This is a genomic window from Pseudomonas sp. Y39-6 (assembly GCF_023651955.1).
Taxonomy (GTDB): Bacteria; Pseudomonadota; Gammaproteobacteria; order Pseudomonadales; family Pseudomonadaceae; genus Aquipseudomonas; species Aquipseudomonas veronii.
Genome location: NZ_CP069594.1, coordinates 3201588 through 3227209, shown reverse-complemented (window position 1 = coordinate 3227209; position 25622 = coordinate 3201588). Strand labels below are relative to the sequence as shown.

Below are 25622 nucleotides of genomic sequence, written 5' to 3'. Positions count from 1 at the left end.
CTCCTAACGGCGGGGGGTGCGTACCGACGGCGCGATCAGCGGGTGATCGGACGTCGCATTCTGTTTGACGCGCTTGGGGGTGGCGGACTTGGACAGCGCCGACAGGGCGACGAACCAGGCCTTGGGCATGTCGATGGGCAAACCGATGGGAATGCCCGCCAGCTTCGGCGTGCGCTGAAACGCGTGCCCCGGTTCTTCGAAGCCCGGGGCGGTGCAGTTGATGCAGGCAAACCCGCCACGGGTACACGAGCCCTCGCCGTTCCACAGGCGGGTATTGCAGTCGCCGTGGGCCTGGGTGCCTTTGCAGCCGAGGTTTTCCATCATGCAGCCCAGGTCCGAGGGCTTTTCCGCACTGGCTTTGTATTCGTAGAACTCATTGCGCGTGCAGCCCTGATGCACCAGTTGGTCAGCGTAGAAACGCGGACGCCCGATAACGTCCAGATCGGCCTCGGCGAACAGCCCGGCGGCCAGCGCCATCAAGGTGTCGGTCACCCAGCCAGGGTGCGTCGGGCAACCGGCCACGTTGATCACCGGCAAGCCGCGCAACGACCGATAATCGGCACCCAGCAGGCCGCCGCGATGCTCACCGTCAAATTGCAGGCCGCAGGCGTCGGTCGGGTTGCTGCCCGCAGCGGTGATGCCTCCGTAGGCCGCACAAGTGCCGATGCCCAAGGTGTATTCGGCCACCGCCGCGAGTTTGCGCACCCAGTCGATCATCGGCGCATCGGTGCCCGCCAGCATGTGAAAGCGCCCGGTGCCGTGCGGGCCGCGCAGCAATGAGCCTTCGATGCACAAGGCATCGAGCCGGGTGCGACCTTGCAGGCAGTCCTCCAGGATATCCAGCACCTGATCACCGCTTTCAAGGGACAGCGATGGATGCCAGAGCAACTCAATCCCCGCACTGCGCCACATCGCGGAAAAATCCTGGGTATCGGCGCACAGCAAGGACATGTTGCAACCACCGCAACCGCCCGATTGCAGCCACAGCACTCGGAATGGGGTGTTCATCGGGCTTCCTCCAGGCCAAGACGGCGCAATTTCTGGCGCAGGCCCACGCGTGACAAGCCCAGTTCACGGGCCGCATGGGTTTTGTTCCAGCGGTGACGCAGCAGCGATTCCTTGAGTATGGTCGCTTCGATAGCGTCCAGTTGTTCTTGCAACGTACCCGTGGGGGGCGACAGGCGTATGTCGTTGGTGTTGCGTCCCTGGCCTTGCATGACGCGCCAGGAAAACGAATGAGCACCGATTTGCGAGCCTTCCGACAACGCAGCGGCGCGGTAGATTTCGTTGCGCAACTCGCGAATATTACCAGGCCATGGGTAACCGATCAGGCTCGCCAGGGCGTCGTCGGCGAAGTGCAGGTTTGGCAGGTCCAGTTCCAGGCGGGCATCGTCGAGCAGCTTTTTGGCGATGGGCATCAGGTCGGCGGTGCGCTCGCGCAACGGCGGCAAGCCCAGGCTGACCGTGGACAGCCGGTAATAAAGGTCGCTGCGAAAACGTCCGGTGGCGACATCTTGCTCCAGGTCGCGATGGGTCGCCGCGATCACCCGCACATCGACCCGTACCGTGCTCGAGGCGCCGACCGGGCGCAGTTCGCCCTCTTGCAAGACGCGCAACAACTTGACCTGAAAAGCCGGCGAGGTGTCGCCGATTTCATCGAGTAGCAAGGTACCGCCATTGGCACGCTGGAACAGCCCGATGTGATCCTGATGCGCGCCGGTGAAGGCGCCGCGCTTGTGCCCGAACAGCTCGGACTCCAGCAAGGTATCAGGCAGCGCCGCGCAGTTCTCCATGACAAAGGCATTACTCGCACGCGGGCTGGCGTAATGGATGGCGCGGGCCAGCAACTCTTTGCCCGTGCCCGATTCGCCCAGCAGCAGCACCGACAAATCATAGCGGGCGACCCGGGCGGCCAACTCACAGACCGCATCCAGCGGGCCGCCGGGGCTGCGCACGATGCGCGAGAAATCGAAGGTGTCGCGTACCCGCTCCAGGGTTTCGCGGCTGCGGCGACGCAGCGCTGGCGTACCGGCGCGCAGTTCCAGGTCCAGTCGCTGCATATGGTTTTGCAACGATTGGCTCTCGACCGCATTGCGCACGGTGTTGAGCAGGTTTTCAGGCAGCCAGGGCTTGAGCAGGTACTGATAGATACCGGCCTGATTGACGCCCGCGATGATGTCTTCCGAATCGGTGTAGCCCGACAGCACGATGCGGACCACCCCCGGCCAGCGCTCGCGCACTTCCTTGAGAAATTCGATACCGCTGACATGGGGCATGCGCTGGTCGCAGAGGATCACCGCGACCACATGCTGTTCCAGCAGTTCGCGTGCTTGCCCGGCCGACTCGGCCAGCAGCACCTGGAACTCCTGATCGAGTACCCGGCGTAACGATTCGCGCGAACGCAGCTCATCGTCCACTACCAGGATCATGGGCAAGTCGGATTGCGAGTCGAATGGGGAGGTCATGAGTCAGCGAAAGGCCGATTATTGAAGTTCATTGCAACATTATGTTGCTGCAAGTCATGGCGTCGATGGTAGCACGGTGCCAAAAGCAGACGAGGGTTTTCCTTCTGAGGAGGCCGCCCTGTTCAATTGTTTTCTGGTCTGCTTTGTCGTCCTCGCCAGCAAATTCCCAGGAGGCTATGGCGCCGGGCGCGGCGCAGCGACCAGCCGAAGTTCATGCCCACAGCCGCCAGCAGGATGGCGCTGTACAGCAGGGTCGACATGAGATCACACCGATAATGGCAGGTAACTCCAGGCGCCCTCCCCGGGCGCCTTAGAGCACGTGGTGCTGTGCAGTGGCGCAAATCCTAGCCCGATTCAGGACACCTTCGGCTGTCCATCAGACGCCGTCACGCCCCCATCCACCGGCAAGTTCACCCCATTGACGAAACTCGCATCCGGGCTGGCCAAAAACGCAATCGCTGCCGCCACTTCGCTGGGCAAGGCCTCGCGCTGCATCGGGATGCGCTCGTTGAATTTGTCACGAATAGACTGCTCCCAATCCCAGGTCATCGCCGTACGCGTCAGGCTTGGGCATACCGCGTTGGCACGCACACCCTGGGCGCCGTGATCCAGCGCCAGGGCCCGGGTGAAGTTGACTACCGCGCCCTTGCTCGCGCAGTAGAACGCCGCGCCCCAGTCGCCGCCCAACCCAGAAACAGAGGCGGTGCTGACAATATTGCCCTTGCTTTGAATCAGGTGCGGCAACGCCAGCTTCGAGCAGAAAATCACCCCGTCGATGTTCACCGAGGCGATCTTGCGCCAGTCGGCTTCCGTGGTTTCAAGGGTGGTGCCGGGAATATGTACGCCGGCGTTATTGACCAGCACATCCAGCCGACCGAAACGCTCGATGGTTGCGTCGATCATCTGCTGTACCGAAGCCATGCTCGACACGTCGACCTTCACCGCCAGCACCTTGTCGGCTGCTAGCTCGCTGGCCACCGCTTGGGCTTTTTCAAGGTTCCAGTCGGCCAACACCACATTCGCACCCTCATCGGCAAAACGCCTCGCGGTGGCTTCGCCGATGCCGGCTGCGGCGCCGGTGACCAATACGACTTTGTTCTGAAAACGTTGCATCGCTGCTTCCTTCTGCGGATGAACAATCGCGGTTCCAACACTCCGGAACCGCTGTCTTTTACTGATGCAGAGCCTTGCCACTGGCGGCCAACACCGCTTCGTGCATAGCTTCGCTCAATGTCGGGTGGGCGAAGATGACCTGGCTCAAGGCCTGGGCAGTCGCCTCCAGGCTATGGGCGATGCCAAAACCCTGGATCTGCTCGGTCACTTCCGGCCCAACCATATGTGCCCCCAGCAACTCGCCGCTGTCCGCATCGAAAATGGTCTTCACAAACCCCTTGGCCTCGCCCAACGCCAGGGCCTTGCCGTTGGCCTGATAGTCGAATCGGCCAATGTTCAGGTGCTTGCCGCTGGCCCTGGCCGCCGCTTCTGTCAGGCCCAGGCTGGCCACTTGCGGACGGGCGTAGGTGCACCCCGGAATAAAGGCTTTGTCCAGCGGGTGAACCCCATCCACCCCGGCCAGTTTCTCGACACACAACACCCCTTCATGGCTGGCTTTGTGAGCCAAGCACGGCGCGCCAGCGACATCGCCGATGGCGTAGAGCCCGGCGACATTGGTGCGGCACCAGGGGTCTGTCTTGATAAACCCGCGCTCAATCTCCACCCCCAGCGCCTCCAACCCCAGGTCTTCAGTGTTGGCCTGAATCCCGGCGGCCAGCAGCACACGCTCCACCGCCAGCACCTCTTCGCGACCATCGGCCAGGCGCAAGGTGCAACGCGCCTGATCGGCCTCACTGAATACTTCGGTCACAGTGGCCTGGGTCAGCACCCGGATACCGCGCTGTTCGAACTCGCGCTGCACCAGGCTGGCCACTTCCTGGTCTTCGACCGGCATGATCTGGCGCGCCACTTCCACCAGGGTCACGGCGCAGCCCAGGTCGTGGTAGAGGCTGGCAAACTCCACGCCAATGGCTCCCGAACCCACAATCAGCAAGGACGCCGGTACGGTCTGCGGCACCAGCGCCTCGAAGTAGCTCCAGATGCGTTGCCCGTCCGGCACTATCGCCGGCAGCGAGCGCGGCCGGGCGCCGGTGGCGAGGATGATGTGCTTGGCCCCAAGGGCCCGCTCACCCTCGCCCGAGGTGACACTGACACGCCCCTTGGCAGTCACGCGGGCACGGCCGTCAACCACCGTCACACCGTTTTTCTTGAGCAAATAGGCAATACCACCGGTGAGCGTTTTCGACACGTCCCGGCTGTGGGCCACCAGTTTCTGGATATCGAACTGAATGTTCTCGGCGCTGAAACCAAAGGCCTCCAGGTGCCGCAAGGTATGGGCCACCTCCGCGCCCTTGAGCATGGCCTTGGTGGGAATGCAGCCCCAGTTCAGGCAGATACCGCCCAAGTGCTGTTTTTCCACCAGGGCGGTATTGAGCCCCAGTTGCGCGGCACGAATCGCCGCCACATATCCGCCAGGGCCACCGCCGATAATCAGCACATCAAATTGATCGCTCATGGCAACTCCTAGACCAGCATCAGGGTGGGGTTTTCCACCAGGCGCTTGAGTTCCTTGAGGAAGGTCGCCCCCAACGCACCGTCGATAACCCGGTGGTCGCAAGACAACGACACGCTCATTTGCGTGCGTACCGCAGGTTGTCCTTCATGGGCCACCACGCGCTTTTCTCCGGCGCCGATGGCCAGGATTGCCCCTTGGGGTGGGTTGATAATCGCGTCGAACTGGCGCACACCGAGCATGCCCAGGTTGGAGATGCTGAAGGTGCCACCCTGGAACTCCTCGGGTTTCAAGGTACCGGCCTTGGCCCTGGTCGCCAGGCTGAGCATTTCCCCGGAGACTTCGGCCAGGCTCTTGCGGTTGGCCTGGCGGATGATCGGCGTGATCAGGCCGCCGGGCAACGCCACGGCAATGGAAATGTCTGCATCGCGGTAACGCCGTACTTCCTGGCGCTCGTCATCGTATTGCACATTGACGTCGGGCACCTTGACCAGCGCCTGGGCGCAAGCCTTGATCAGCAGATCGTTGACCGAGATTTTCACCCCCGGCACCGAGGCGTTGATCTCAGCGCGCAATGCAAGCAAGCGCTCCAGATCAAAATCCGCATGCAGGCGAAAGTGCGGCGCATCACGTTTGGAGACTTGCAGGCGCGCGGCAATGGCCTTGCGCATGCCGTTCATGGGCAGGGTTTCAAACGCCTCGCGACTATCAACCGTCGGCGCGGCCTGGGCCTGTGGCACCGCATCGGCGCCCCGGGCTTGGAGCACATCGGCCTTGCACACCCGACCGCGAGTGCCTGTAACGCGGCAGTCGTGGAGGTTGATGCCCCACTGCTGCGCCAGACGCCGGGCCACCGGTGTGGCGAGAACCTGGCTGTCATCGAGGCGCGAAGGTGCGGCCTGATTGGCTTTTTGCGCAGCCGCTCGGCTGGCGACTTGCCCGCCCTCGGCGCGCACTGCGGCTTCAATATCCGCCACGCTGATGCGCCCTTCACGGCCCGAACCAGGCACCCGGCTCAGGTTCATATTGAGCTGCGCCGCCAGTTTCAATGCATGGGGCGTGGCGAACAACGCTTCGTCACTGGCGCCCAGCAACGCCTGTGGCACCTGCCAGGCACCCGGCGTCTTGACCGACGGTTGCGACGCAGCGGCCGGCGCGCTGGCGGCCAACTTGACCAGCGGTTGTGCCGTGGTCTCAGCGGGTACCGATTCAGAAACTGGCGCCGGCTCAGCGACGCCACGCTGCGCCAGATACGCATCGATCTCGGCATCGCTGACCGAAGCGTCGGCGACAATCCCCAGCACACCGCCCACGGGAATGGTTTGCCCCGGTTGCGCCACTTTGCGCCGCAACACACCGGCAAAAGGCGCCTGCATCACGTTGGAAATCTTGCTGGTTTCAATCTCGCAGACTTCCTGCTGCGCGGCGAAGCTGTCGCCTTCCTCGATCAGCCAGTCAGTCAGCGTGCCCTCTTCCATCGACAGTCCCCATTTGGGCACTTCGATTGCGCGGATATCACTCATGGTCAGCCCTCCATCACTTTGCGAACGGCGGCTTCGATGCGTTGTACGCTAGGGATCCACGCTTGCTCCAGCACCGGTGAGAACGGAACCGGGGTGTGCGGCGGCGTGACCATGATGATCGGCGCCTTGAGGTGGTAAAACGCCTGGGACACGATCAGCGCGGCAATGTCATGGGCAAAGCCGATGCGCGCGGCCGACTCGTCGACAATCACCACGCGCCCGGTAGAGGCCACGGATTCAAGAATGCCCTCTTCGTCCAACGGCGATACGGTGCGCGGGTCCACTACCTCCACAGAGATCCCTTCAGCCGCCAGTTTGTCCGCCACCTCATTGGCTTTGTGCACCATGGCTGCCAGGGCAATGATGGTGACGTCGGTGCCTTCGCGGGTGTAGTTGGCGACGCCAAAAGGGATGGTGTAGGCGTGCTCGGGCACTTCGCCCTTGATGTCGTAGAGGATCTTGTGTTCACAGAACACCACCGGGTCGTCATCGCGGATCGCCTGGATCAGCAGGCCTTTGACGTCGTAAGGGCTGGACGGCACCACCACCTTGAGGCCCGGGGTGGTCGCGAAGATGTTGTAGGGCGACTGCGAGTGCTGGGCGGCCGCGGAGAACCCGGCGCCAATCATGCCGCGAATCACCAGCGGGGCCTTGGCCTTGCCGCCGAACATGTAACGGAACTTCGCCGCCTGGTTGTAGAGCATGTCGTGGCACACGCCGAAGAAATCCATGAACATCAACTCGGCCACCGGCCGCAGACCGGTCACCGCTGCGCCTGCGGCCATGCCGACGATCGCCGACTCGGTGATCGGTGTGTCGATCACCCGGGACGAGCCGAACTGGGTCCACAAGCCTTTGGTCACCCCCAGCACGCCACCGAAGGCTTCGCCCTTGCTGCCGACCTCGGCGGTACCGGCCTGGCCGCCGCAAACGTCTTCCCCGATCAACACGACGCGCGGATCGAGTTCCATCTCCTGGGCCAGGGCTTCTTTGACTGCTTCACGAAAAGTACGAATTGCCATATTCCAAATCCTCAGTAAGAGACGTAAACGTCGGTCAGCAGGTTGTCCACCGATGGGTAATCGGCGATGCGAGCCTTGGCCACCGCGTCATCGACCTGGGCCTGGACCTCGTCATCGATGGCTTGCAGTTCCTCTGCGGATATTTGCCCCTCGACTTGCTTACTGAAAATTTGCAGCGGGTCGTTGTCTCGGCGCAGGCGCTCCACTTCGCCGTCGGCGCGATACAGCATCGGGTCGCCTTCGAAATGCCCGTGCCAGCGGTGGGCAACAGCCTCGATGGCACTCGGGCCTTCACCATTGCGTGCCCGCTCCACCGCGACGGCTACGGCTTCGTAGACGGCAAAGAAGTCGGTACCGTCGACCTTCACCGCAGGCATGCCGAAGCTGGCGGCGCGGTTGGCGATATCCCGGCCACCGACCGCGTAATCGTGGCCGGTGGCCTCACCGAAACCGTTGTTCTCGAACACGAATACCGTTGGCAACTTGAGCACCACGGCCATGTTCATGGCTTCAAATACCAGGCCTTGGTTGGAGCCACCGTCGCCGGTGAACGACACCGCCACATTGCGCGTGCCCAGGGTTTTCGCCGTGAGTGCGGCGCCAATGGCCAGGGGCGGTGCGCCGCCGACGATGGCGTTGGCGCCCAGCATGCCCTTGCTCAGGTCGGCAATGTGCATGGAGCCGCCCTTACCCCGGCACAGGCCCGACTCCTTGCCAAAGATCTCCGCCATCATGCCGTGCAGGTCACAGCCCTTGGCGATGCAGTGGCCGTGACCACGGTGAGTCGAGCCGATATAGTCAGCGTCCGTCAGGTTCTCGCAGACGCCAACGGCGATTGCTTCCTCGCCGCTGTACAAGTGGATGAAGCCGGGGATATCCCCAGTGGTGTTTTCCTGGTGCAGCCGCTCCTCGAACACGCGAATCTCGCGCATCTTGCGATAGGCCTGAAGCAGTTTTGACTTGCTAAGCGACATGGGCTCGCCCTCATCTCTGGTTTTTTATAGGGGGGTCGATGACCTGAATCAGGCGACCGACGATGGCGTGGCGGTACGGTAAGAGGCTCTGGCCGATGCCATAACTACCCGGATGGGGGGGCGGTAATTGCCGCTTGAGGGGATTAACCTTGCAAAACGAGGGTCTACAAAAATAATGATCGATACTCGACCACACCAAGACGACCATCCATGGATCACCTGACATTGCCTGCCTACAGCCAGGGCGCGTTCAGCCTCCGTCATGGCTTGCCGCTGATCAGCACCAAGCTCGGCCCGCCCCGCGCGGCCGGCACCCTGCTGAGCCGCTCGCGCCTGCTGGAAAAACTCGACCTATTGCACGAACGCAGTCTGGCACTGGTGTGCGGCGCGGCCGGTTTCGGCAAGACCACCCTGCTCAGCCAATGGCGCCAGTGCCTGCTCGACCAGGGCCACAGCGTGGCGTGGTTGAGCCTGGACGAGCAGGACGATAGTCCCGAATACTTTCGTCGTTATCTGCTGGCCGCCCTGCGCAGCGCCGACCCGGCCTTGGCAGATTTGACCGGCGACCTGCAGCCGTCCGCACAAGGCTTTATGCGCGCCTTGATCAACCAACTCAACCTGCGCCAACAGCCGCTGTATTGGGTGCTAGACGATGTGCATCTGGTCCGCCATCAGTTGATAGAGCAAGACCTGCTCGAACTGGTGCTGCACGCCCCCGCTTGCCTGCACCTGTTGATTGGCAGCCGTAACGCCGCGCAATTGCCCTTGAGCCGCCTGCGCGCACGCAACCAACTGGTGGAAATCGACGCCAACGCGTTGCGCTTCAACCTCGACGAAGCAGCGGGCTATTTTTCCCGCACCACCGATCTCAAGCTGGACACCGCCGACCTGCAACGCCTGCTGAGCCTGACCGAAGGCTGGATCACCGGGATCCAGATGGCATCCTTGGCACCGCCCACCGGCAGTGACCCGGTGCGCCGCTGGGCACATCTGGAACGCGGATCGCGGGTGATCGGTGGTTATCTGCAAGACGTGGTGCTGGAGCCTCTGCCGCCCCGGGTGCAGAGCTTCCTGCTGCACACCTCGATCCTCAATCGCTTCACCGCGTCTTTGTGCAACGCCATTACCGGGCGCGAGGACGGCGAACAGATGCTAGGGTTCATCGAACAGCACAACCTGTTCATTTGCTCCCTCGATCCCCAGGGGCATTGGTTCCGCTACCACGCGCTGTTTGCCGAGACCCTTCACCAGCGCCTGTCCGCCAGCAACACCGATGTTGCCCAACTGCATCAACGCGCCAGCAACTGGCTGGCCGCCCATCAATACTGGGCTGAAGCCATCCGCCATGCCTTGGCCGCCGGACAACTGGCCAACAGCACCACCTGTGCCGACAAGGGTGCCCAGTCCCTCGCCGAAGAAGGCGATATCGACACCCTGGTGCGCTGGCTGCAAAACCTGCCGCTGAGCGCCTTGTCGCCCCTGGACGAGCAACGCATCGACCTGCAACTGAACCTGAGCTGGGCCCTGGCCCACCACTTTCGTTTCGACGAATCACGGCAGTTGCTGCTCGACCTGCACCCGTTGCTGGAACAGCCCGGCGTCAGCCCGCGCCTGCTGATCAAACGCCAGGTGATCTGCGCGATCAACGAGTCCTTCGCCGAACGCATCAGCCAGGGCCTGGAGCATGTGGAACCGCTACTGGCGCAGTTGCCCAGCGGGGATCGCTGGGTCGATGGCCTGGTGTGCAACATCCTCAGTTACGACTATCTGGTGCGCGGGCGTTATCAGGATGCGCAAGCCGTGCAACGGCACATGCCATGCCCGGCGACGCCTTCGGAGAACCTGTTTGTCAGTGTCTACCGCGCTTTTATTCTGGGCCTGAGCCATGTCCGCCAGGCGGACCTGGAGAGCGGCGAGCACTATTACCGCCAGGCCCTGGTACACGCCGAGCAACTGACAGGGGCGCAATCGAGCGGCAGCGCCACCCTCACCGCGCTGCTCGCCGAACTGTGGTACGAACGCGGTGACTGGCAGGCCTTGCACCGCGAACTGCAGCCACGGCTGCGTCAGGTGGACGCGATTGCGCCGCTCGATGCCCTGTTCAGCGCCTACCGCGCCCTGGCCCGCAGTGCGTTACACGCAGGCGACTACAGCCAGGCGCATCGTTTGCTGGAGCACGCCCAACAACTGGCAACGCTACGGCGCTGGCCACGCCTGCAAGGGTTGCTGCTGGCCGAACAGATTCAGGCGCACCTTCACAGCAACGCCCCGTCCCAGGCCCGCCACTTGCTCCAGCAACTGGCCGACTTGAGCAGCTACCACCGGGCCGAGGCACCTTTGCACCAGGCCCTTGAGCGCAACCATCGAGTCAGCCATGCGTGTGTATTGGCCAATGACGGCAAACATGGCGAAGCCGCCCGCACCTGGGCACTGCAAGTGGATGAGGATGAGCGCGGCGGGCAAGTCCTCGATGGCTTGCGCGCACGTACGCACTGGGCGCTGAGCCTGTGGCGCGATGGCCAGGGCAAACAGGCGATGGAGGTGTTGCTGCCGGTGCTGGATACCGCACGCCGCCAACATATGAAACAGACATTACTCGACAGCGGCGCCGAGCTGACGGACCTGCTCAGCGCCCTCAAGGATCTCAAGGCACCGTTCAAAGACTACATACAACGCCTGCTGGACTCGACGCCCATCACCGAGCCTGACCTGGGCTGTGCCCTGAGCGAGCGCGAAAGCCAGACGCTGTCGCTGGTGGCTCAAGGGCAATCGAACAAGGAGATCGCCCGCAGCCTGGACATCTCCAGCGAGACCGTGAAATGGCATTTGAAGAATCTCTACGCCAAGCTCCAGGTCACCAGTCGCATCCAGGCCATGAGCCGGGCCCGGGAGCTTAGTCTGCTCGATTAGGCGCCGGGCGCTGGCCTAGAAGTTCGCCGGGGTATTCGCGCTGATGATTTCCGCCTCATCCTGCCCGATATTGCGGAACCTGTGGGGCAAGGTGGTGGGGAAGTAATAACCATCCCCCGGGTTCAATATGCTGACCTGGCCATCGACAGTGAGTTCGACGGTGCCACGGGTGACGAGGCCGCACTCCTCGCCTTCGACATGCACGATCGGCTCTTCGCCGGAACTGGCGCCGGGTGCGTACTGCTCGCGCAGAAAGCGCATCTGGCGGCTGGGGATCGGCGCGCCCACCAGCAGCAGGCGCAGGCCGTCGCGACCCAGGTCGGGCTGTTCGTTGGCGCGGAAGACGTATTGGTGTTCGCGTGGCGGCTGGTCGAAGGTGAAAAAGTCCGCCAGGGACATGGGGATGCTTTCCAGCAGCTTTTTCAGGGAACTGACAGAGGGACTGACGCGATTCTGTTCGATCAGGGAAATGGTGGCGTTGGTCACGCCGCTACGACGGGCCAGCTCGCGCTGGGAGAGTTTGTAGCTTTCGCGAACGAGTTTGAGTCGGGTGCCCGTGTCCATAGCTGCCTTATATAAGGGGTGAGTGTCGTGATGTTTATCGGTTGCGATAGCGTTGCAGGAGCTGGGGCGAGCGCGGGCAGGCAATGTTGCGAAATTCGCCGATTACCCGACCCGGAAACCTGAAAGGCGGCTATTAAATCACGTTTGCGGGTGGAGCTGTAGCGCTGCTGAATATGCCTGCATGCGCAAAAAAAGCAAGCCCGCGGCCGCGGCCGAAGGTGGCGTGGGCCGGGGGCTCGCGGCGCGTGTGTGGCTGACCGGTCAAATACCGAGTCGGTCGCGCAGGGCGTAGTAGGCGGCGCCCATGGCCGTCAGCGGGGCCTGGAAGGTGCGGCCGCCGAACATCGGCATGTGCGGCAGCGAGGCGAAGGCGTCGAAGCGTTCGGCGTCACCGCGGATCACTTCGCTGATCAGCTTGCCCGCGAGGTGCGAACAGGTGACGCCGTGGCCGCTATACCCTTGCATGTAGTAGGCGTTCTTTTCGATACGGCCGAATTGCGGCATGCGCGACATGGTCAGCAGGAAGTTGCCGGTCCAGCGGTAGTCGATCTTGACGTTTTTCAACTGCGGGAAGGTCTTGAGGATCTTCGGCCGGATCAGTTGTTCGATGTCGTCCGGCTCGCGGGCGCCGTAGACCACGCCGCCGCCGTACAGCAGACGGTTGTCAGCGGTCAGACGGTAATAGTCGAGCAGGTAGTTGCAGTCTTCGACGCAGTAATTGTGGGTAATCAGGCTGCGTGCCACTTCCTCCGACAGCGGCTCGGTGACCACGATCTGCGAGCCGCAGGGCATGCTTTTGCGCGTCACCCGTGGGTCGAGATTCTGCGGCAGGTAGGCATTGCCGGCGATCAGCAGGTACTTGGCGCGAACCACACCCTTGGCCGTGCGTACCACGTTGGGTTCGCCGTAGGTGATTTCCTCGGCCGCCGATTGTTCGAAGATCTTGCCGCCCAGGCCGATAATCGCGCTGGCTTCGCCCAGGGCCAGGTTCAGCGGATGGACGTGGCCGCCCTGCTTGTCCAGCAGGCCGCCGATGTAATTTTCACAGCCCACTTCGTTTGCCATGTCTTTGGCGTCGAGCAGTTGCAGGTTGCGGTTGCCATAGCGCTCCCAACTGCTTTTCTGTTCGACCAGGCCTTTGAGCTGTTTTTTGTTCAACGCGGCGAAGATCCCGCCCGGGCGGTAGTCGCACTGGATGTCGTAGTGCTGGATGCGCTGGCGAATGATCTCGGCGCCTTCGAACATCATGCTGCCGAGGATTTCGGCGCTCTTTTCGCCGTAGCGCTGCTCGATGACATCCACGTCACGGCTGTAGGAATTGACCAGTTGCCCGCCGTTGCGCCCGCTGGCGCCAAAGCCGACCTTGGCCGCTTCGAGCACGGTGACGCTGTAGCCGGCTTCCGCCAGGAACAGCGCCGACGACAGGCCGGTGTAGCCAGCGCCGATGACACAGACATCACACTCGACCAACTCTTCAAGCACAGGGAAGTCGCCGGTGTGGTTGCGGGTCGCGGCGTAATAGCTGTTTACATGGGGTTGCATGGTTAGGACTCCCTGGCGACTGGCCGGCACGCGCCGGCAATCGCCGTTGTTATTTGGGCTTAGAGCTTGATCCAGGTGGCTTTGAGCTCGGTGTACTTGTCAAAGGCGTGCAGCGACTTGTCGCGGCCATTGCCCGACTGTTTAAAGCCGCCGAACGGCGCGGTCATGTCGCCGCCGTCGTACTGGTTGACCCACACGCTGCCGGCACGCAGGCCCCGGGCAAAGCGGTGGGCGCGGCTGAGGTCGGCGGTCCACACTGCGGCGGCCAGGCCGAAGATGCTGTCGTTGGCGATCGACAGCGCTTCTTCTTCGGTGTCGAAGCTGATCAGCGACAACACCGGGCCGAAGATTTCTTCGCGGGCGATGGTCATGGCATTGGTCACGCCGTCGAAAACCGTCGGTTCCACGTACTGGCCACCGGTGTCTTGCAGGGTGCGCTGGCCGCCAACCAAGAGTTGGGCGCCCTGCTCCTTGCCGATCTCGATGTAGCGCAACACGTTGTCCAGTTGCCGCTGATCGACCACTGCACCGACCTTGGTCGCCGGGTCCAGTGGATGCCCCGGCTTCCAGGCCTGGAACGCCTCCACCAGCAGCGCAATGAAGGGCTCGCGGATCGACCGCTGCACCAGCAGGCGCGAACCGGCCACGCAGACTTCGCCCTGGTTGAAGGCAATCGCTGCAGCCGCAGCGGCGGCGGCAGCGCGCAAGTCCGGGGCATCGGCGAACACCACATTGGGGCTCTTGCCACCGGCTTCCAGCCACACCCGTTTCATATTGCTCTGGCCGGAATACACCAGCAGTTGCTTGGCCACCGCGGTGGAGCCGGTAAAGGCCAGCACATCCACATCCCTATGCAGGGCCAGCGCCTTGCCGACGGTGTGACCGTAGCCCGGCAGCACGTTGAACACGCCTGGGGGAATGCCGGCTTCGAGGGCCAGCTGGGCCAGGCGAGTGGCGGTCAGCGGCGACTTTTCCGAAGGTTTGAGGATGAATGAGTTACCCGCCGCCAGGGCCGGCGCGAACTTCCAACTGGCCATGATCATCGGGAAGTTCCACGGCACGATGGCCGCGACCACGCCGCAGGGTTCGCGGGTGATCAGGCCCAACTGGTCGTGGGGCGTGGGCGCCACTTCGTCGTAGAGCTTGTCGATGGCCTCGGCGCTCCAGCGGATCGCGTTGGCGGTGGCCGGTACGTCGATGGCCATGGAGTCGCCGATCGGCTTGCCCATGTCGAGAGTTTCCAGGAGCGCCAGTTCTTCCTGGTGTTCGAGGATCAGATCGGCGAAACGGATCAGCACGCGCTTGCGCGCCGCCGGGGCCTGCAAGCGCCAGATCCCGGATTCGAACGCCTGGCGTGCAGCGATTACCGCGGCGTCGGCGTCGGCCTCATCGGTGCTGGCGACCGTGGCCAGAAAACGCCCGTCCACCGGGCTGATGCTGTCAAAGGTCTCGCCGCTGGCGGCCCAACGGTATTCGCCGTCGATAAAGGCCCGGCCTTCAAGGTTCAGGGACTGAAAGTACTGCTCCCAGTCGTTGCGATGCTTGGTCATAGGGTGTGCTCAACGCAAAAAGTGGGAGGGCCGTCAGACCGTGTGCAGGTACCAGTTGTACTCAAGGTCGGAGATCGAGTTTTCGAACTCGGCCAGTTCGCTTTCCTTGCACGCGACAAACACGTCGATGTACAGCGGGTCGATGTACCGGGCCATGACCTCGCTGTCGTCCAGCTCGCGCAGGGCGTCGCGCAGGTTGTTGGGCAGGCTCTGCTCGTTCTGCTCGTAGGAGTTGCCTTCGACCGGCGCCCCCGGCTCGATCTTGTTGGTCAGGCCGTGGTGGATACCGGCCAATACCGAGGCCATCAGCAGATAAGGGTTGGCGTCGGCGCCGGCCACCCGGTGCTCGATACGCACGGCATCCGCCGCGCCGGTCGGCACGCGCACGGCCACGGTGCGGTTGTCGATGCCCCAGCTCGGCGAGTTCGGCACATAGAACTGCGCACCGAAGCGGCGGTAGGAGTTGACGTTCGGGCAGAGGAACGCCATCTGCGCCGGCAGGGTTTCCAGCACACCGCCGATGGCGTGACGCAGGGCGTCGTTGGTCTCGGGGTCTTCGCTGGCGAAGATGTTGTTGCCCTGCTTGTCGAGGATCGAGATGTGTACATGCAAGCCATTACCGGCCTGGCCCGGGTAGGGCTTGGCCATAAAGGTGGTGTCCATCTCGTGGTCGTAGGCGATGTTTTTCACCAGGCGCTTGAGCAGTACCGCGTAGTCGCAGGCTTTGATCGGGTCGCTGACGTGGTGCAGGTTGACCTCGAACTGCGCCGGGGCGCTTTCCTTGACGATGGCGTCGGCAGGGATGCCCTGCTCTTTCGCGCCTTCGAGGATGTCCTGCAGGCAATCGACGTATTCGTCGAGGTCATCGATCAGGTAGACCTGGGTCGAATGCGGGCGCTTGCCGGAGATTGGCGAGCGCGGCGCTTGCGGACGGCCGTTCACGTTGTCCTGGTCGATCAGGTAGAACTCCAGCTCGAACGCGGCGCAAATGGTCAGGCCCAGTTCGTCGAACTTGCTCACCACCTGGCGCAGCACTTCCCGTGGGTCGGCGAAGAACGGCTGGCCCTCGAGTTCATGCATGGTCATCAACAGCTGCGCGGTGGGACGCTTCTGCCAGGGCTCGATGCTCAGGGTGTCGGGGATCGGGTAGCAGATGCGGTCGGAGTCGCCGATATCCAGGCCCAGGCCAGTGCTTTCCACAGTGGAGCCATTGATGTCCAGGGCAAACAACGACGCGGGGAGGTTGATGCCTTTTTCATACACCTTATGCAAGGCGGTGCGTTCGATACGCTTGCCGCGCACCACGCCATTCATGTCTGCAATCAGCAGATCGACGTACAGGACCTCCGGGTGTTTTTTCAGAAAGGCGTTGGCTTCGTTGAGCTGAACGGTACGCAGTGGGACCGACATGATGCACCTATGTGTTAATTATTATGTTCAAAGCTGTTTCGTGGCAGCAGTCAATCCGAAAGCCAAAGTGAAGTCAATAGCGAGAACGGGCACCGCTCGTTAATTATATTGGTAGCCATAGCACCAAAATTGGGCGCCAACCCAACCAATCAACACAAACACACTCGCAAGCGTTTAGAATTTTTTACATTGAAGTTGTTAATTAAAATCAACGGAGATAAGCTCTGGAAAAACTCGTTCCAGCGTGAATTTCGAGGTGATAAAAATGGCACTCAAGCCATTGATCGGTGTTACAGCGTGCGTCAAAGAGATTGGCTTGCACCCCTACCATGTCAGCGGCGACAAGTATTTGCGTGCTGTCAGCGTCGCGGCCCTCGGGCTGCCGGTGATCATTCCTTCCCTGGCGGACCTCTGCGAGATCAAGGACCTGCTGCACTACGTTGACGGCCTGCTGTTCACCGGCTCGCCGTCCAATGTCGAACCCTTCCACTATCAAGGCGCTCCCAGCGCGCCGGGCACCGCCCATGACCCGCAACGCGACGCCACCACCCTGCCCCTGTTGCGGGCTGCGGTGGCGGCCGGCGTGCCAGTCCTCGGCATCTGCCGCGGCTTCCAGGAAATGAACGTGGCCTTTGGCGGCAGCCTGCACCAGAAGGTGCATGAACTGCCGGGCTTTATGGACCACCGCGAAGCCGACGACCCGCGCCTCGACGTCCAGTACGCCCCGGCACACCCGGTGGCGATCCAGCCCGGCGGCATGTTCGAGGCCATGGGCCTGGCCGGCGAGATCCAGGTCAACTCGATCCACAGTCAGGGCATCGACCGCCTGGGTGACGGCCTGCGGGTCGAGGCCCTGGCCCCGGATGGCCTGATCGAAGCCGTTTCCGTGGAGCACAGCCAGGCGTTTGCCTTTGGCGTGCAGTGGCACCCGGAATGGCAGGTCCTGTCGAACCCGGCCTACCTGAGTATTTTCCAGGCCTTTGGCGATGCCTGCCGGCAACGTGCCGCGCAGCGTCAGCGCCTTTGACACCAGGCGGCCCGCACCGGGCCGCCAGCACTCGCTTTACCGATTGACACGCCCTGCCCACGCGGCGCGCGCACCTGTGTGCGCCTGCCGTGCGGCGTGAACGGCAATACCCGAACAACAACAAGCAAGGCCAGGCAGCCAGGACGGCGGTGCCGAATAAACCTGCATTGCACTGAGGGTGCAGGTTTGCAATCAACCTTATTACGTCAGGCCGCATTGGCCCGACGACCTGTTGGGAGTTTCACATGGCAAACGCCTCCAGCATTTATCGCAAGGCACTGGAAGGTCATCAGCAACCGCAAAAGGTGCTGGTGAAGATCGACCGCGTGACCAAGAAGTTCGACGAAACCGTGGCCGTGGACGATGTGTCCCTGGAGATCCACCAGGGCGAGATCTTCGCCCTGCTCGGCGGTTCGGGTTCGGGCAAATCCACCCTGCTGCGCATGCTCGCCGGTTTCGAACGGCCCACCGAAGGCCGCATCCTGCTGGATGGCGTGGACATCACCGAGATGCCGCCCTATGAGCGGCCGATCAACATGATGTTCCAGTCCTATGCCCTGTTCCCGCACATGACCGTGGCCCAGAACATCGCCTTCGGCCTCAAGCAGGACCGCCTGCCAGCCGGCGAGATCGAGGCGCGGGTCGAGGAAATGCTCAAGCTGGTCCACATGACCCAATACGCCCGGCGCAAACCCCACCAGCTCTCCGGCGGCCAGCGCCAGCGCGTGGCCCTCGCCCGCTCCCTGGCCAAACGCCCGAAATTGCTGCTGCTCGACGAACCCATGGGCGCCCTGGATAAAAAGCTGCGCTCGCAGATGCAACTGGAACTGGTGGAGATCATCGAACGCGTCGGCGTGACCTGCGTGATGGTGACCCACGACCAGGAAGAAGCCATGACCATGGCCCAGCGCATCGCCATCATGCACTTGGGCTGGATCGCCCAGATCGGCAGCCCGGTGGACGTTTACGAAGCGCCGGTGAGCCGCCTGGTCTGCGAGTTCGTCGGCAACGTCAACATCTTCGACACCCAGGTGGTCGACGACGCCGAAGGCCACGCGGTGCTCAAGTGCGCGGACCTGGACCGCAACATCTACGTCGGCTACGGTATCGCCACCTCGGTGGAAGACAAGTCGGTGACCTACGCCATCCGCCCGGAAAAGCTGTTGGTCACCACCCAAATGCCGACCTGCGCGCACAACTGGTCCAGCGGCAAGGTCCACGACATCGCCTACCTCGGCGGGCACTCGGTGTTTTACGTCGAGCTGCCCAGCGGCAAGATCGTCCAGTCGTTCATGGCCAACGCCGAACGCCGTGGCTCCCGACCGTCCTGGGGCGACACTGTGTACGTGTGGTGGGAAGACGACAGCGGCGTGGTACTGCGGGCATGAGTACATCGACCATGAGCACTTTCCATCAAGCGCTGATCCGTGTGCTGCCCAGCGGTCGCAAGCTGGTGATCGGCATTCCCTTCCTCTGGCTGTTCCTGTTTTTCATGCTGCCGTTTTTCCTGGTGATGAAGATCAGCTTCTCCGAAGCGACCGTCTCGATTCCGCCGTATTCGCAGATCTACGGCTTCGTCGACCAGAAACTCCAGGTGCTGCTGAACCTGGGTAACTACAGCCTGCTGGGTGCCGACGAGTTGTACATCTCGGCCTACCTGGGCTCGCTGAAGATCGCCCTGCTCAGCACGCTGATGTGCCTGCTGATCGGTTTTCCCATGGCCTATGGGATTTCCAAGACCCGCAAGGAAATGCAAAACGTATTACTGCTGCTGATCATGATGCCGACCTGGACCGCGATCCTGATCCGCGTCTATGCCTGGATGGGCATCCTCAGCAATAACGGCCTGCTCAATGCGTTCCTGATGGGGTGCGGCCTGATATCGAGCCCGATTGAAATCCTCAACACCAACACGGCGGTCTACATCGGCGTGGTCTACGCCTACCTGCCGTTCATGGTGCTGCCGCTCTACGCCAACCTGGTCAAGCACGACCAGAGCCTGCTGGAAGCCGCCTCGGACCTGGGTTCGAGCAACTTCAACAACTTCTGGAAAATCACCGTGCCGCTGGCCAAGAACGGCATCGTCGCCGGCTGCATGCTGGTGTTCATTCCGGTGGTCGGCGAGTTCGTGATCCCGGAACTGCTGGGCGGCCCGGAGACCCTGATGATCGGCCGCGTGCTGTGGCAGGAGTTCTTCAACAACCGCGACTGGCCGGTGGCCTCCGCCCTGGCGGTGGTGATGCTGGCGATCCTGATTATTCCCATCGTGCTGTTCAACCGCAGCCAGGCCAAAGAAATGGAGGCACGGGCATGAAGCGTTTCAGTTTTTCGACCCTGATGCTGGTACTCGGCTTGTTGTTCATCTACCTGCCGATGCTGATTCTGGTGATCTATTCGTTCAACGCCTCCAAGCTGGTGACGGTCTGGGGCGGCTGGTCGCTCAAGTGGTACCTGGGGCTGTTGGACAACACCCAACTGATGGGTTCGGTGGCCCGTTCCCTGGAGATTGCCTGCTACACCGCCGTCGCCGCCGTGGCCCTGGGCACCCTGGCCGCGTTCGTGCTGACCCGGGTCACCCGCTTCAAGGGCCGGACCCTGTTCGGTGGCCTGGTGACCGCGCCCCTGGTGATGCCGGAAGTGATCACCGGGCTGTCGCTGCTGCTGCTGTTCGTGGCGATGGCGCAGATGATCGGCTGGCCCATGGAACGCGGCCTGGTGACGATCTGGATCGCCCACACCACGTTCTGCGCCGCGTATGTCGCGGTGGTCGTCTCGGCACGCCTGCGCGAGCTGGACCTGTCCATCGAAGAAGCCGCCATGGACCTCGGCGCGCGGCCACTCAAGGTGTTTTTCCTGATCACCATCCCGATGATCGCGCCGTCGTTGGCAGCGGGCGGCATGATGTCGTTCGCCTTGTCCCTGGATGACTTGGTGCTCGCCAGTTTCGTCTCCGGGCCTGGCTCCACCACCCTGCCGATGGAGGTGTTCTCTGCCGTGCGCCTGGGGGTCAAGCCGGAGATCAACGCCGTGGCCAGCCTGATCCTGATGGCGGTGTCGCTGATGACGTTCATGGTCTGGTATTTCAGCCGCAAGGCCGAAGCCAACCGCAAGCGGGCGATCCAGGAAGCCATGGACCAGACCGCCAGCGAAACCTGGCAGCCGCAACGCACGCCCGCGACGGCCTAGGCCGTCGTGTGTCACCCCAAATGAACCCCTGCGCACCTTCACTCGGCGCGCCCCGCTTCCGTTCCCGTCGCGCCTTACCACCGCGACCATTGCTGTGAACGGCTTCACCCGGCTCCCTCGGTCAGGGTGAACCCCTTGGCGCCTTCGGGCGCCTTTTTTGCGTTCAGTGGGCCGACAAAGCGCCTGATCCCCTGGGTTTTTCATTGGTGCGCGGCACTGAGCAATTAAAAAGCTTGAGGATGCCCTGCACTTTCTGGCCCACTTGATCCTGCGCTCGTGCGAACCCGGCACCTCGTGGAACCCAAAATGACAACGCCCTACCCACCCTACATGGCCTTCGGACACCCCTTATGAACGCCAGCGTCAGCCACTGCGCTCTTCCGCTCGACTCAAGTATTGCCCGCCATGCCACGGGTGCCAGTTTCATCGATTGTCAGAGCACCTTCGCCGATGACCGCGAGCGCAGCGCGTTGCGGCATGGGCTGCGGCTGATGGCCCGGACACCGGTCTGGATCGACCGATTGATGGCGCTGCGCAATCGACTGGTGCAGGTGTTTGGCCTCAAAGACCTCGGCAGGCTGACACGCATCGACCTTGAGCGTGCGGACGCCGACTATCGGCCCGGCGACCGAGTGGGGATTTTCACGCTGGTGTCGCAAACCCCCGACGAAGTGCTGCTGGTCGACCAGGACCGGCACCTGGATGTGTACCTGGCCATCAACCTTATGCCACTCGACGCGCAAGGGGCGCGCCGGGTGGTGCTCTCCACCGTGGTCCGGCCGCACAACTGGCTGGGCCGCCTGTATATGCTGCCGGTGGCGCCGTTCCATCGCTTTATCGCGCCACGCATGCTGGCCATGCTCAATCAGCGCTAGCGGGGCGTTCGGCGCGGGGCAGCCTCAACGAGGGAGATCGGTCCAGCCGGGAAATCCCGGCTCGAGGGTGGCGATACTGCCGTCATGCATATACGCCGGCCCAACTCGACTTTGACCATGGAGCCCCCCCGCAACGCCTGACGAACCTCGGTCAACAGGCACAAGCGGGCTTAGATAAACGCGGTCATGCGCGATCCGCAGCAACCAGCCGCCTTCAGAGCCTGAGCTGCTCGACCTGCCCTTCCAGCACCCGTGCCAACTGCCGCAACGCGTCGCTGGAATCACGCGTGCTGACGCTGGACGCGCCGCTGACCGTCACCAGCGTATGGATGCGCGCCAGGGTGCGGCTGATTTCATCCGCCGTCACCGCCTGCTGCTCGGCCGCACTGGCGATCTGCAAGGTCATGTCGCTGACGGTCGCGGCCGACTGGGTGATCCGCTTCAAGGCGTCGCCCGCCCGCGCCGAGATCTCGACCGGCACACGTGCCGTTTCGACGTTTGCGACGATGCGCTCCAGCGCCCCACGGGCACCTGACTGCACCTGCTCGATGATCTGCTTGATCTCCACCGTGGAGGCCTGCGTGCGCTGAGCCAAGGTCCGCACCTCATCGGCGACCACCGCAAACCCCCGCCCATACTCGCCCGCCCGCGCGGCTTCGATTGCCGCATTGAGCGCCAGCAGGTTGGTCTGCTCGGCAATCGCGCTGATCACATCCAGCACACTGCCGACTCGGCTGGAGTCAGCCTCCAGTTGCTTGACCAGTGCATGGGTGCCGAACAGCGCTTCGACCAATTGCTGGATAGCGTCGATGGTCGACTGAACGATGTGCTGCCCATCGCTGGCCTGCCCTTCGGCCAGCCGCGTGGCATCTGCCGCCACGGCGGCGTTGCGTGCGACATCCTGCACGGTGGCGACCATTTCATTCATGGCGGTGACCAGGCTGTCGGTTTCCAACAGTTGGTGATCGAGGCTGGTCTGGGTAGCCGCTGTGACCTCGCCGAGGTCGTCACTCAGGCGCAACACCTGCCCGCTGGCCACTGCCGTGCCTCGACTGACTTCATGGGCGGCATGGATCAAGCAGTTGACACTGCGTGACAGTTGCGTGAGTTCGTCATTGCCAACGGCGGGCAGCCGTATCGTCAGGTCGGTTTGCCCGCTGACCGCTGCCCCCAGCACCTCGACCGTCTCACGCAGCGGCCGGGTAATGCTGCGGATGATCATCCAGGCAAACAGCATCAACCCGAGCAGCACCACGGCGCTGATCCATGCCGGCGCCACCAACACGCGGTTGACGACCCGTTGCACATCGCTGGGGTAGATGCCGCTCGCCACCACCCAGCCCCAGGGCTTGAACAGGCGCGCCTCAGACAGTTTGTATTCGGCCGGCGCGCCATTGGCACGGGGAAAGTAGTAATCCACCAACACCCGCCCCTGCTCGCGCGCGCCTTCCACGAACTGGCGGGAAAACGGCTTGCCGTTCTGGTCCTTGAAGTCGCCCAGCGCCTTGCCCACCAACGCCGGCGCCGTCGGGTGCATGATCATCCGATAGTCCAGGTCGAGGATCAGCAAATAGTTATCGCCCAGGTAGCGCAGGGTTCCGACCACCTCGGCGGCCTGGCGCTGGGCCAACGCCAGGCTCATGTGGCCGTTTTCCACTTGCCCGGCGTAGTACGCAAGGATCGAATTGGCGGTGTTCAGCGCGGTGTCGACGCCCGCCATTTTTTCTTCGAGCAACGAGCGTTGCAGCAACAGACCCAGCCAGATGGCGAGGCAAATGATCAACACGCCCAGGCCAACCACCAACGCGCCAATACGCGTGGTGATGCGCCATTTTCTAAGATTCAGCACGCAAGCCTCTCAGGATTCTTGTTGTTGGACAGGCAAGCAAACCGGCGGCCTCGGGGAGCCGCCTGATTCACCTGGCCTGGGGGCACGCACGCTAAAAACGCGCACGGTCAGGCTCTAGACGAAGGCGTCGGCATAGAAGTCGGCCGCCTCCAGTTGCCGCAACTCGACGTAGTCGCGCCGCGCTGAATCAACCACGATCGGCGCGCCACAGGCATACACTTCAAACCCCTTGAGGCTCTGGAAGTCGCTCAGCACCTGGCGGTGGACGAAGCCGGTCGCGCCCTGCCAATCACAGGCCGGGGTAGGATCGGACAGCACCGGGGTGTAGCGCAGCCACGGCAACTGCGCCTCCCAGGCCAGCAACTGTTCATGCCGATACAGATCCTCACGGCGCCGGCCGCCCCAGTACAGGTAAACCGGACGCCGGTTGTGCCCCTGTTCGCGCAACTGTTCGAGCAAGGCCTGGATCGGCGCAAAACCGGTGCCGCTGGCCAGGAAGATCATCGGCCGCTCGCTGTCGCGCAGGTAAAACGAGCCGAACGGACCTTCCATGCGCAGGATGGCCTTGGGTTGCAAGGCGTTGAACACATGCCCGCTGAACACCCCGCCGGGCATGTGCCGGATGTGCAGCTCCAACTGGTTGTCCCGTGGGGCGTGGGTGGCCATCGAATAGCTGCGCCGGCTGCCATCCTTGAGCAACACCTGCACGTACTGGCCCGGAAAATAAGTAAACCCGGCGCCCGGGGCGAGTGTCAGCCGCAGCACTGCAACGTCACTGCTGACCTTGTCGAGGCTGGCCACACGCACGCCCATCTGCTGGATGCCGATACCGCGCAACGCCGTCACTTCCGGCGCCTCGATCACCAGGTCGGAGCGCGCCGTGGCGCAGCAAAACAACGCCAACCCCCGCGCCCGCTCGGCCGCGCTGAGCACCTCCAGCGGGCTGTCGCCGTGCTCCACTTCACCGCTGAGCACCTGGCCCTTGCAACTGCCGCACGTGCCGGTGCGACAGCTGTGCTTGAGCATCAGGCCGTCGGCCAGCGCCGCGTCCAGCACGGTTTGTTCAGGCAGTAGCGGACAACTCAGGCCGACCGGAAGAATCTGCAGTTGATAGCTCATGCGCGCCTCCTCAGTGTGTGTGCTTGCCAGCGGCCAACAGGTCCAGCGCGACGTCGACAATCATGTCTTCCTGGCCGCCGACCATCCGGCGTTTGCCCAGCTCGACGAGGATGTCCACGGTCTTCAAACCGTACTTGGCTGCAGCGATTTCGGCATGGCGCAGGAAGCTCGAATAGACCCCGGCATACCCCAGCGCCAGGGACTCGCGGTCGACCCGCACCGGCCGGTCCTGCAACGGCCGCACGATGTCATCCGCCGCGTCCATCAAGGTGTAGAGGTCGGTGCCGTGGTTCCAGCCCAGGCGTTCGGCGGCGGCGATGAACACTTCCAGCGGCGCGTTGCCGGCCCCGGCGCCCATGCCGGCGAGGCTGGCGTCGATGCGGTCGCAGCCTTCCTCGACCGCAGTGATCGAGTTGGCCACGCCGAGCGAGAGGTTGTGGTGGGCGTGCATGCCGGTTTCGGTTTCCGGCTTGAGCACGGCCTTGAACGCACGGAAGCGATCGCGGATGTCCTGCATGTTCATCGCGCCGCCGGAGTCGGCCATGTACACGCAGGTCGCGCCGTAGCTTTCCATCAGCTTGGCCTGGGCGGCGAGCTGCTCGGCCGGGATCATGTGGCTCATCATCAGGAAGCCGACGGTGTCCATGCCCAGTTCGCGGGCGTATTCGATGTGCTGTCTGGAGACGTCGGCCTCGGTGCAATGGGTGGCGATCCGTACCACACGGGCACCGGCGTTGTAGGCCGCCTTGAGGTCATGCACGGTGCCGATGCCGGGCAGCAACAGCGTGGTGATCTTGGCGTGGCTGATCACATCGGCGGCGGCTTCGATCCATTCCAGGTCGGTGTGCGCCGCGAAGCCATAGTTGAAGCTCGAGCCTTGCAGGCCGTCGCCGTGGGCGACTTCGATCGAGTCGACTTTCGCTTTGTCCAGGGCTCGGGCGATGTCCTGCACGTTCTGCAGCGAATACTGATGACGCACGGCGTGGCTGCCGTCGCGCAGGGTTACGTCGGAGATGTAGATTTTCTTAGCGTTCATGTCG

The 25622-nt window shown here is 62.9% G+C and carries 21 protein-coding genes; 6 read left to right on the top strand and 15 right to left on the bottom strand.

The window, feature by feature from the left end:
• Positions 1–3: 3 nt before the first annotated feature.
• The 8 genes from JN756_RS14685 to JN756_RS14650 all read right to left on the bottom strand — a co-directional run bounded on the left by JN756_RS14685 (position 4) and on the right by JN756_RS14650 (position 8550).
• Positions 4–1008, bottom strand: coding sequence for an NADH-quinone oxidoreductase subunit B family protein (locus JN756_RS14685; RefSeq protein WP_046383276.1), 1005 nt, complete (start codon positions 1006–1008; stop codon positions 4–6).
• Complete coding sequence (locus JN756_RS14680) at positions 1005–2465, bottom strand: sigma-54-dependent transcriptional regulator (RefSeq protein ID WP_017845584.1); 1461 nt, start codon at positions 2463–2465, stop codon at positions 1005–1007. The genes JN756_RS14685 and JN756_RS14680 overlap by 4 nt, the downstream gene beginning before the upstream one ends.
• 122 nt (positions 2466–2587) lie before the next feature.
• Positions 2588–2725 (bottom strand): hypothetical protein, encoded by a 138-nt coding sequence (locus tag JN756_RS14675; RefSeq protein ID WP_169881133.1) that lies wholly within the window; start codon positions 2723–2725, stop codon positions 2588–2590.
• A gap of 94 nt (positions 2726–2819) precedes the next feature.
• Complete coding sequence (gene budC, locus JN756_RS14670) at positions 2820–3578, bottom strand: meso-2,3-butanediol dehydrogenase (protein WP_126589430.1); 759 nt, start codon at positions 3576–3578, stop codon at positions 2820–2822.
• A 58-nt stretch (positions 3579–3636) separates the two neighbouring features.
• Entirely contained in the window at positions 3637–5034 is a 1398-nt protein-coding gene (gene lpdA, locus JN756_RS14665; RefSeq protein WP_128191487.1) for a dihydrolipoyl dehydrogenase, read from the bottom strand.
• An 8-nt stretch (positions 5035–5042) separates the two neighbouring features.
• A complete protein-coding gene (locus JN756_RS14660; protein ID WP_201022206.1) occupies positions 5043–6554 on the bottom strand; it encodes a dihydrolipoamide acetyltransferase family protein in 1512 nt (503 codons plus the stop codon).
• 2 nt (positions 6555–6556) lie between these two features.
• A complete protein-coding gene (locus JN756_RS14655) occupies positions 6557–7576 on the bottom strand; it encodes an alpha-ketoacid dehydrogenase subunit beta (protein ID WP_046383272.1) in 1020 nt (339 codons plus the stop codon).
• A gap of 11 nt (positions 7577–7587) precedes the next feature.
• Positions 7588–8550 carry a thiamine pyrophosphate-dependent dehydrogenase E1 component subunit alpha gene (locus JN756_RS14650; RefSeq protein ID WP_046383271.1) on the bottom strand — a complete coding sequence of 321 codons (963 nt, stop codon included), beginning with the start codon at positions 8548–8550 and terminating at the stop codon, positions 7588–7590.
• Positions 8551–8760: 210 nt separating this feature from the next.
• Between JN756_RS14650 and JN756_RS14645 the strand changes: the two genes are divergently transcribed.
• Positions 8761–11460, top strand: coding sequence for a winged helix-turn-helix domain-containing protein (locus JN756_RS14645; RefSeq protein WP_201022205.1), 2700 nt, complete (start codon positions 8761–8763; stop codon positions 11458–11460).
• 15 nt (positions 11461–11475) lie between these two features.
• Here JN756_RS14645 and JN756_RS14640 read toward each other — a convergent pair whose 3' ends face one another.
• The 4 genes from JN756_RS14640 to JN756_RS14625 form a co-directional block, all read right to left on the bottom strand.
• Positions 11476–12024, bottom strand: a complete 549-nt coding sequence (locus tag JN756_RS14640; protein WP_010563061.1) for a cupin domain-containing protein — start codon at positions 12022–12024, stop codon at positions 11476–11478.
• A gap of 261 nt (positions 12025–12285) precedes the next feature.
• Positions 12286–13566, bottom strand: a complete 1281-nt coding sequence (locus tag JN756_RS14635) for an NAD(P)/FAD-dependent oxidoreductase (protein WP_046383269.1) — start codon at positions 13564–13566, stop codon at positions 12286–12288.
• 59 nt (positions 13567–13625) lie between these two features.
• Positions 13626–15116 carry an aldehyde dehydrogenase gene (locus tag JN756_RS14630; protein ID WP_201022204.1) on the bottom strand — a complete coding sequence of 497 codons (1491 nt, stop codon included), beginning with the start codon at positions 15114–15116 and terminating at the stop codon, positions 13626–13628.
• Between the two features lie 33 nt (positions 15117–15149).
• Positions 15150–16526, bottom strand: coding sequence for a glutamine synthetase family protein (locus JN756_RS14625; RefSeq protein ID WP_017845581.1), 1377 nt, complete (start codon positions 16524–16526; stop codon positions 15150–15152).
• 265 nt (positions 16527–16791) lie between these two features.
• Between JN756_RS14625 and JN756_RS14620 the strand changes: the two genes are divergently transcribed.
• The 5 genes from JN756_RS14620 to JN756_RS14600 all read left to right on the top strand — a co-directional run bounded on the left by JN756_RS14620 (position 16792) and on the right by JN756_RS14600 (position 21614).
• Positions 16792–17553 carry a gamma-glutamyl-gamma-aminobutyrate hydrolase family protein gene (locus tag JN756_RS14620; RefSeq protein ID WP_057004033.1) on the top strand — a complete coding sequence of 254 codons (762 nt, stop codon included), beginning with the start codon at positions 16792–16794 and terminating at the stop codon, positions 17551–17553.
• A 245-nt stretch (positions 17554–17798) separates the two neighbouring features.
• Positions 17799–18941, top strand: coding sequence for an ABC transporter ATP-binding protein (locus JN756_RS14615; RefSeq protein ID WP_046383267.1), 1143 nt, complete (start codon positions 17799–17801; stop codon positions 18939–18941).
• A 44-nt stretch (positions 18942–18985) separates the two neighbouring features.
• The gene (locus JN756_RS14610) at positions 18986–19867 is read left to right on the top strand and encodes an ABC transporter permease subunit (RefSeq protein ID WP_162231507.1); all 882 of its coding nucleotides are present in this window, start codon (positions 18986–18988) and stop codon (positions 19865–19867) included.
• Positions 19864–20739, top strand: coding sequence for an ABC transporter permease subunit (locus JN756_RS14605; protein ID WP_046383265.1), 876 nt, complete (start codon positions 19864–19866; stop codon positions 20737–20739). Before JN756_RS14610 ends, JN756_RS14605 begins: the two co-directional genes overlap by 4 nt.
• Before the next feature lie 350 nt (positions 20740–21089).
• On the top strand, positions 21090–21614 hold the full coding sequence (locus JN756_RS14600) for a DUF2867 domain-containing protein (RefSeq protein WP_057004031.1): 525 nt from the start codon (positions 21090–21092) through the stop codon (positions 21612–21614).
• A gap of 214 nt (positions 21615–21828) precedes the next feature.
• Here JN756_RS14600 and JN756_RS14595 read toward each other — a convergent pair whose 3' ends face one another.
• From JN756_RS14595 to dmpG, 3 genes are all read right to left on the bottom strand, one after another.
• On the bottom strand, positions 21829–23463 hold the full coding sequence (locus JN756_RS14595; RefSeq protein WP_046486945.1) for a methyl-accepting chemotaxis protein: 1635 nt from the start codon (positions 23461–23463) through the stop codon (positions 21829–21831).
• 114 nt (positions 23464–23577) lie between these two features.
• Positions 23578–24582: a CDP-6-deoxy-delta-3,4-glucoseen reductase gene (locus tag JN756_RS14590; protein ID WP_079443697.1), complete on the bottom strand. Its 1005-nt coding sequence runs from the start codon at positions 24580–24582 to the stop codon at positions 23578–23580.
• Positions 24583–24592: 10 nt separating this feature from the next.
• A complete protein-coding gene (gene dmpG, locus JN756_RS14585) occupies positions 24593–25618 on the bottom strand; it encodes a 4-hydroxy-2-oxovalerate aldolase (protein ID WP_090234859.1) in 1026 nt (341 codons plus the stop codon).
• Positions 25619–25622: the final 4 nt, after the last annotated feature.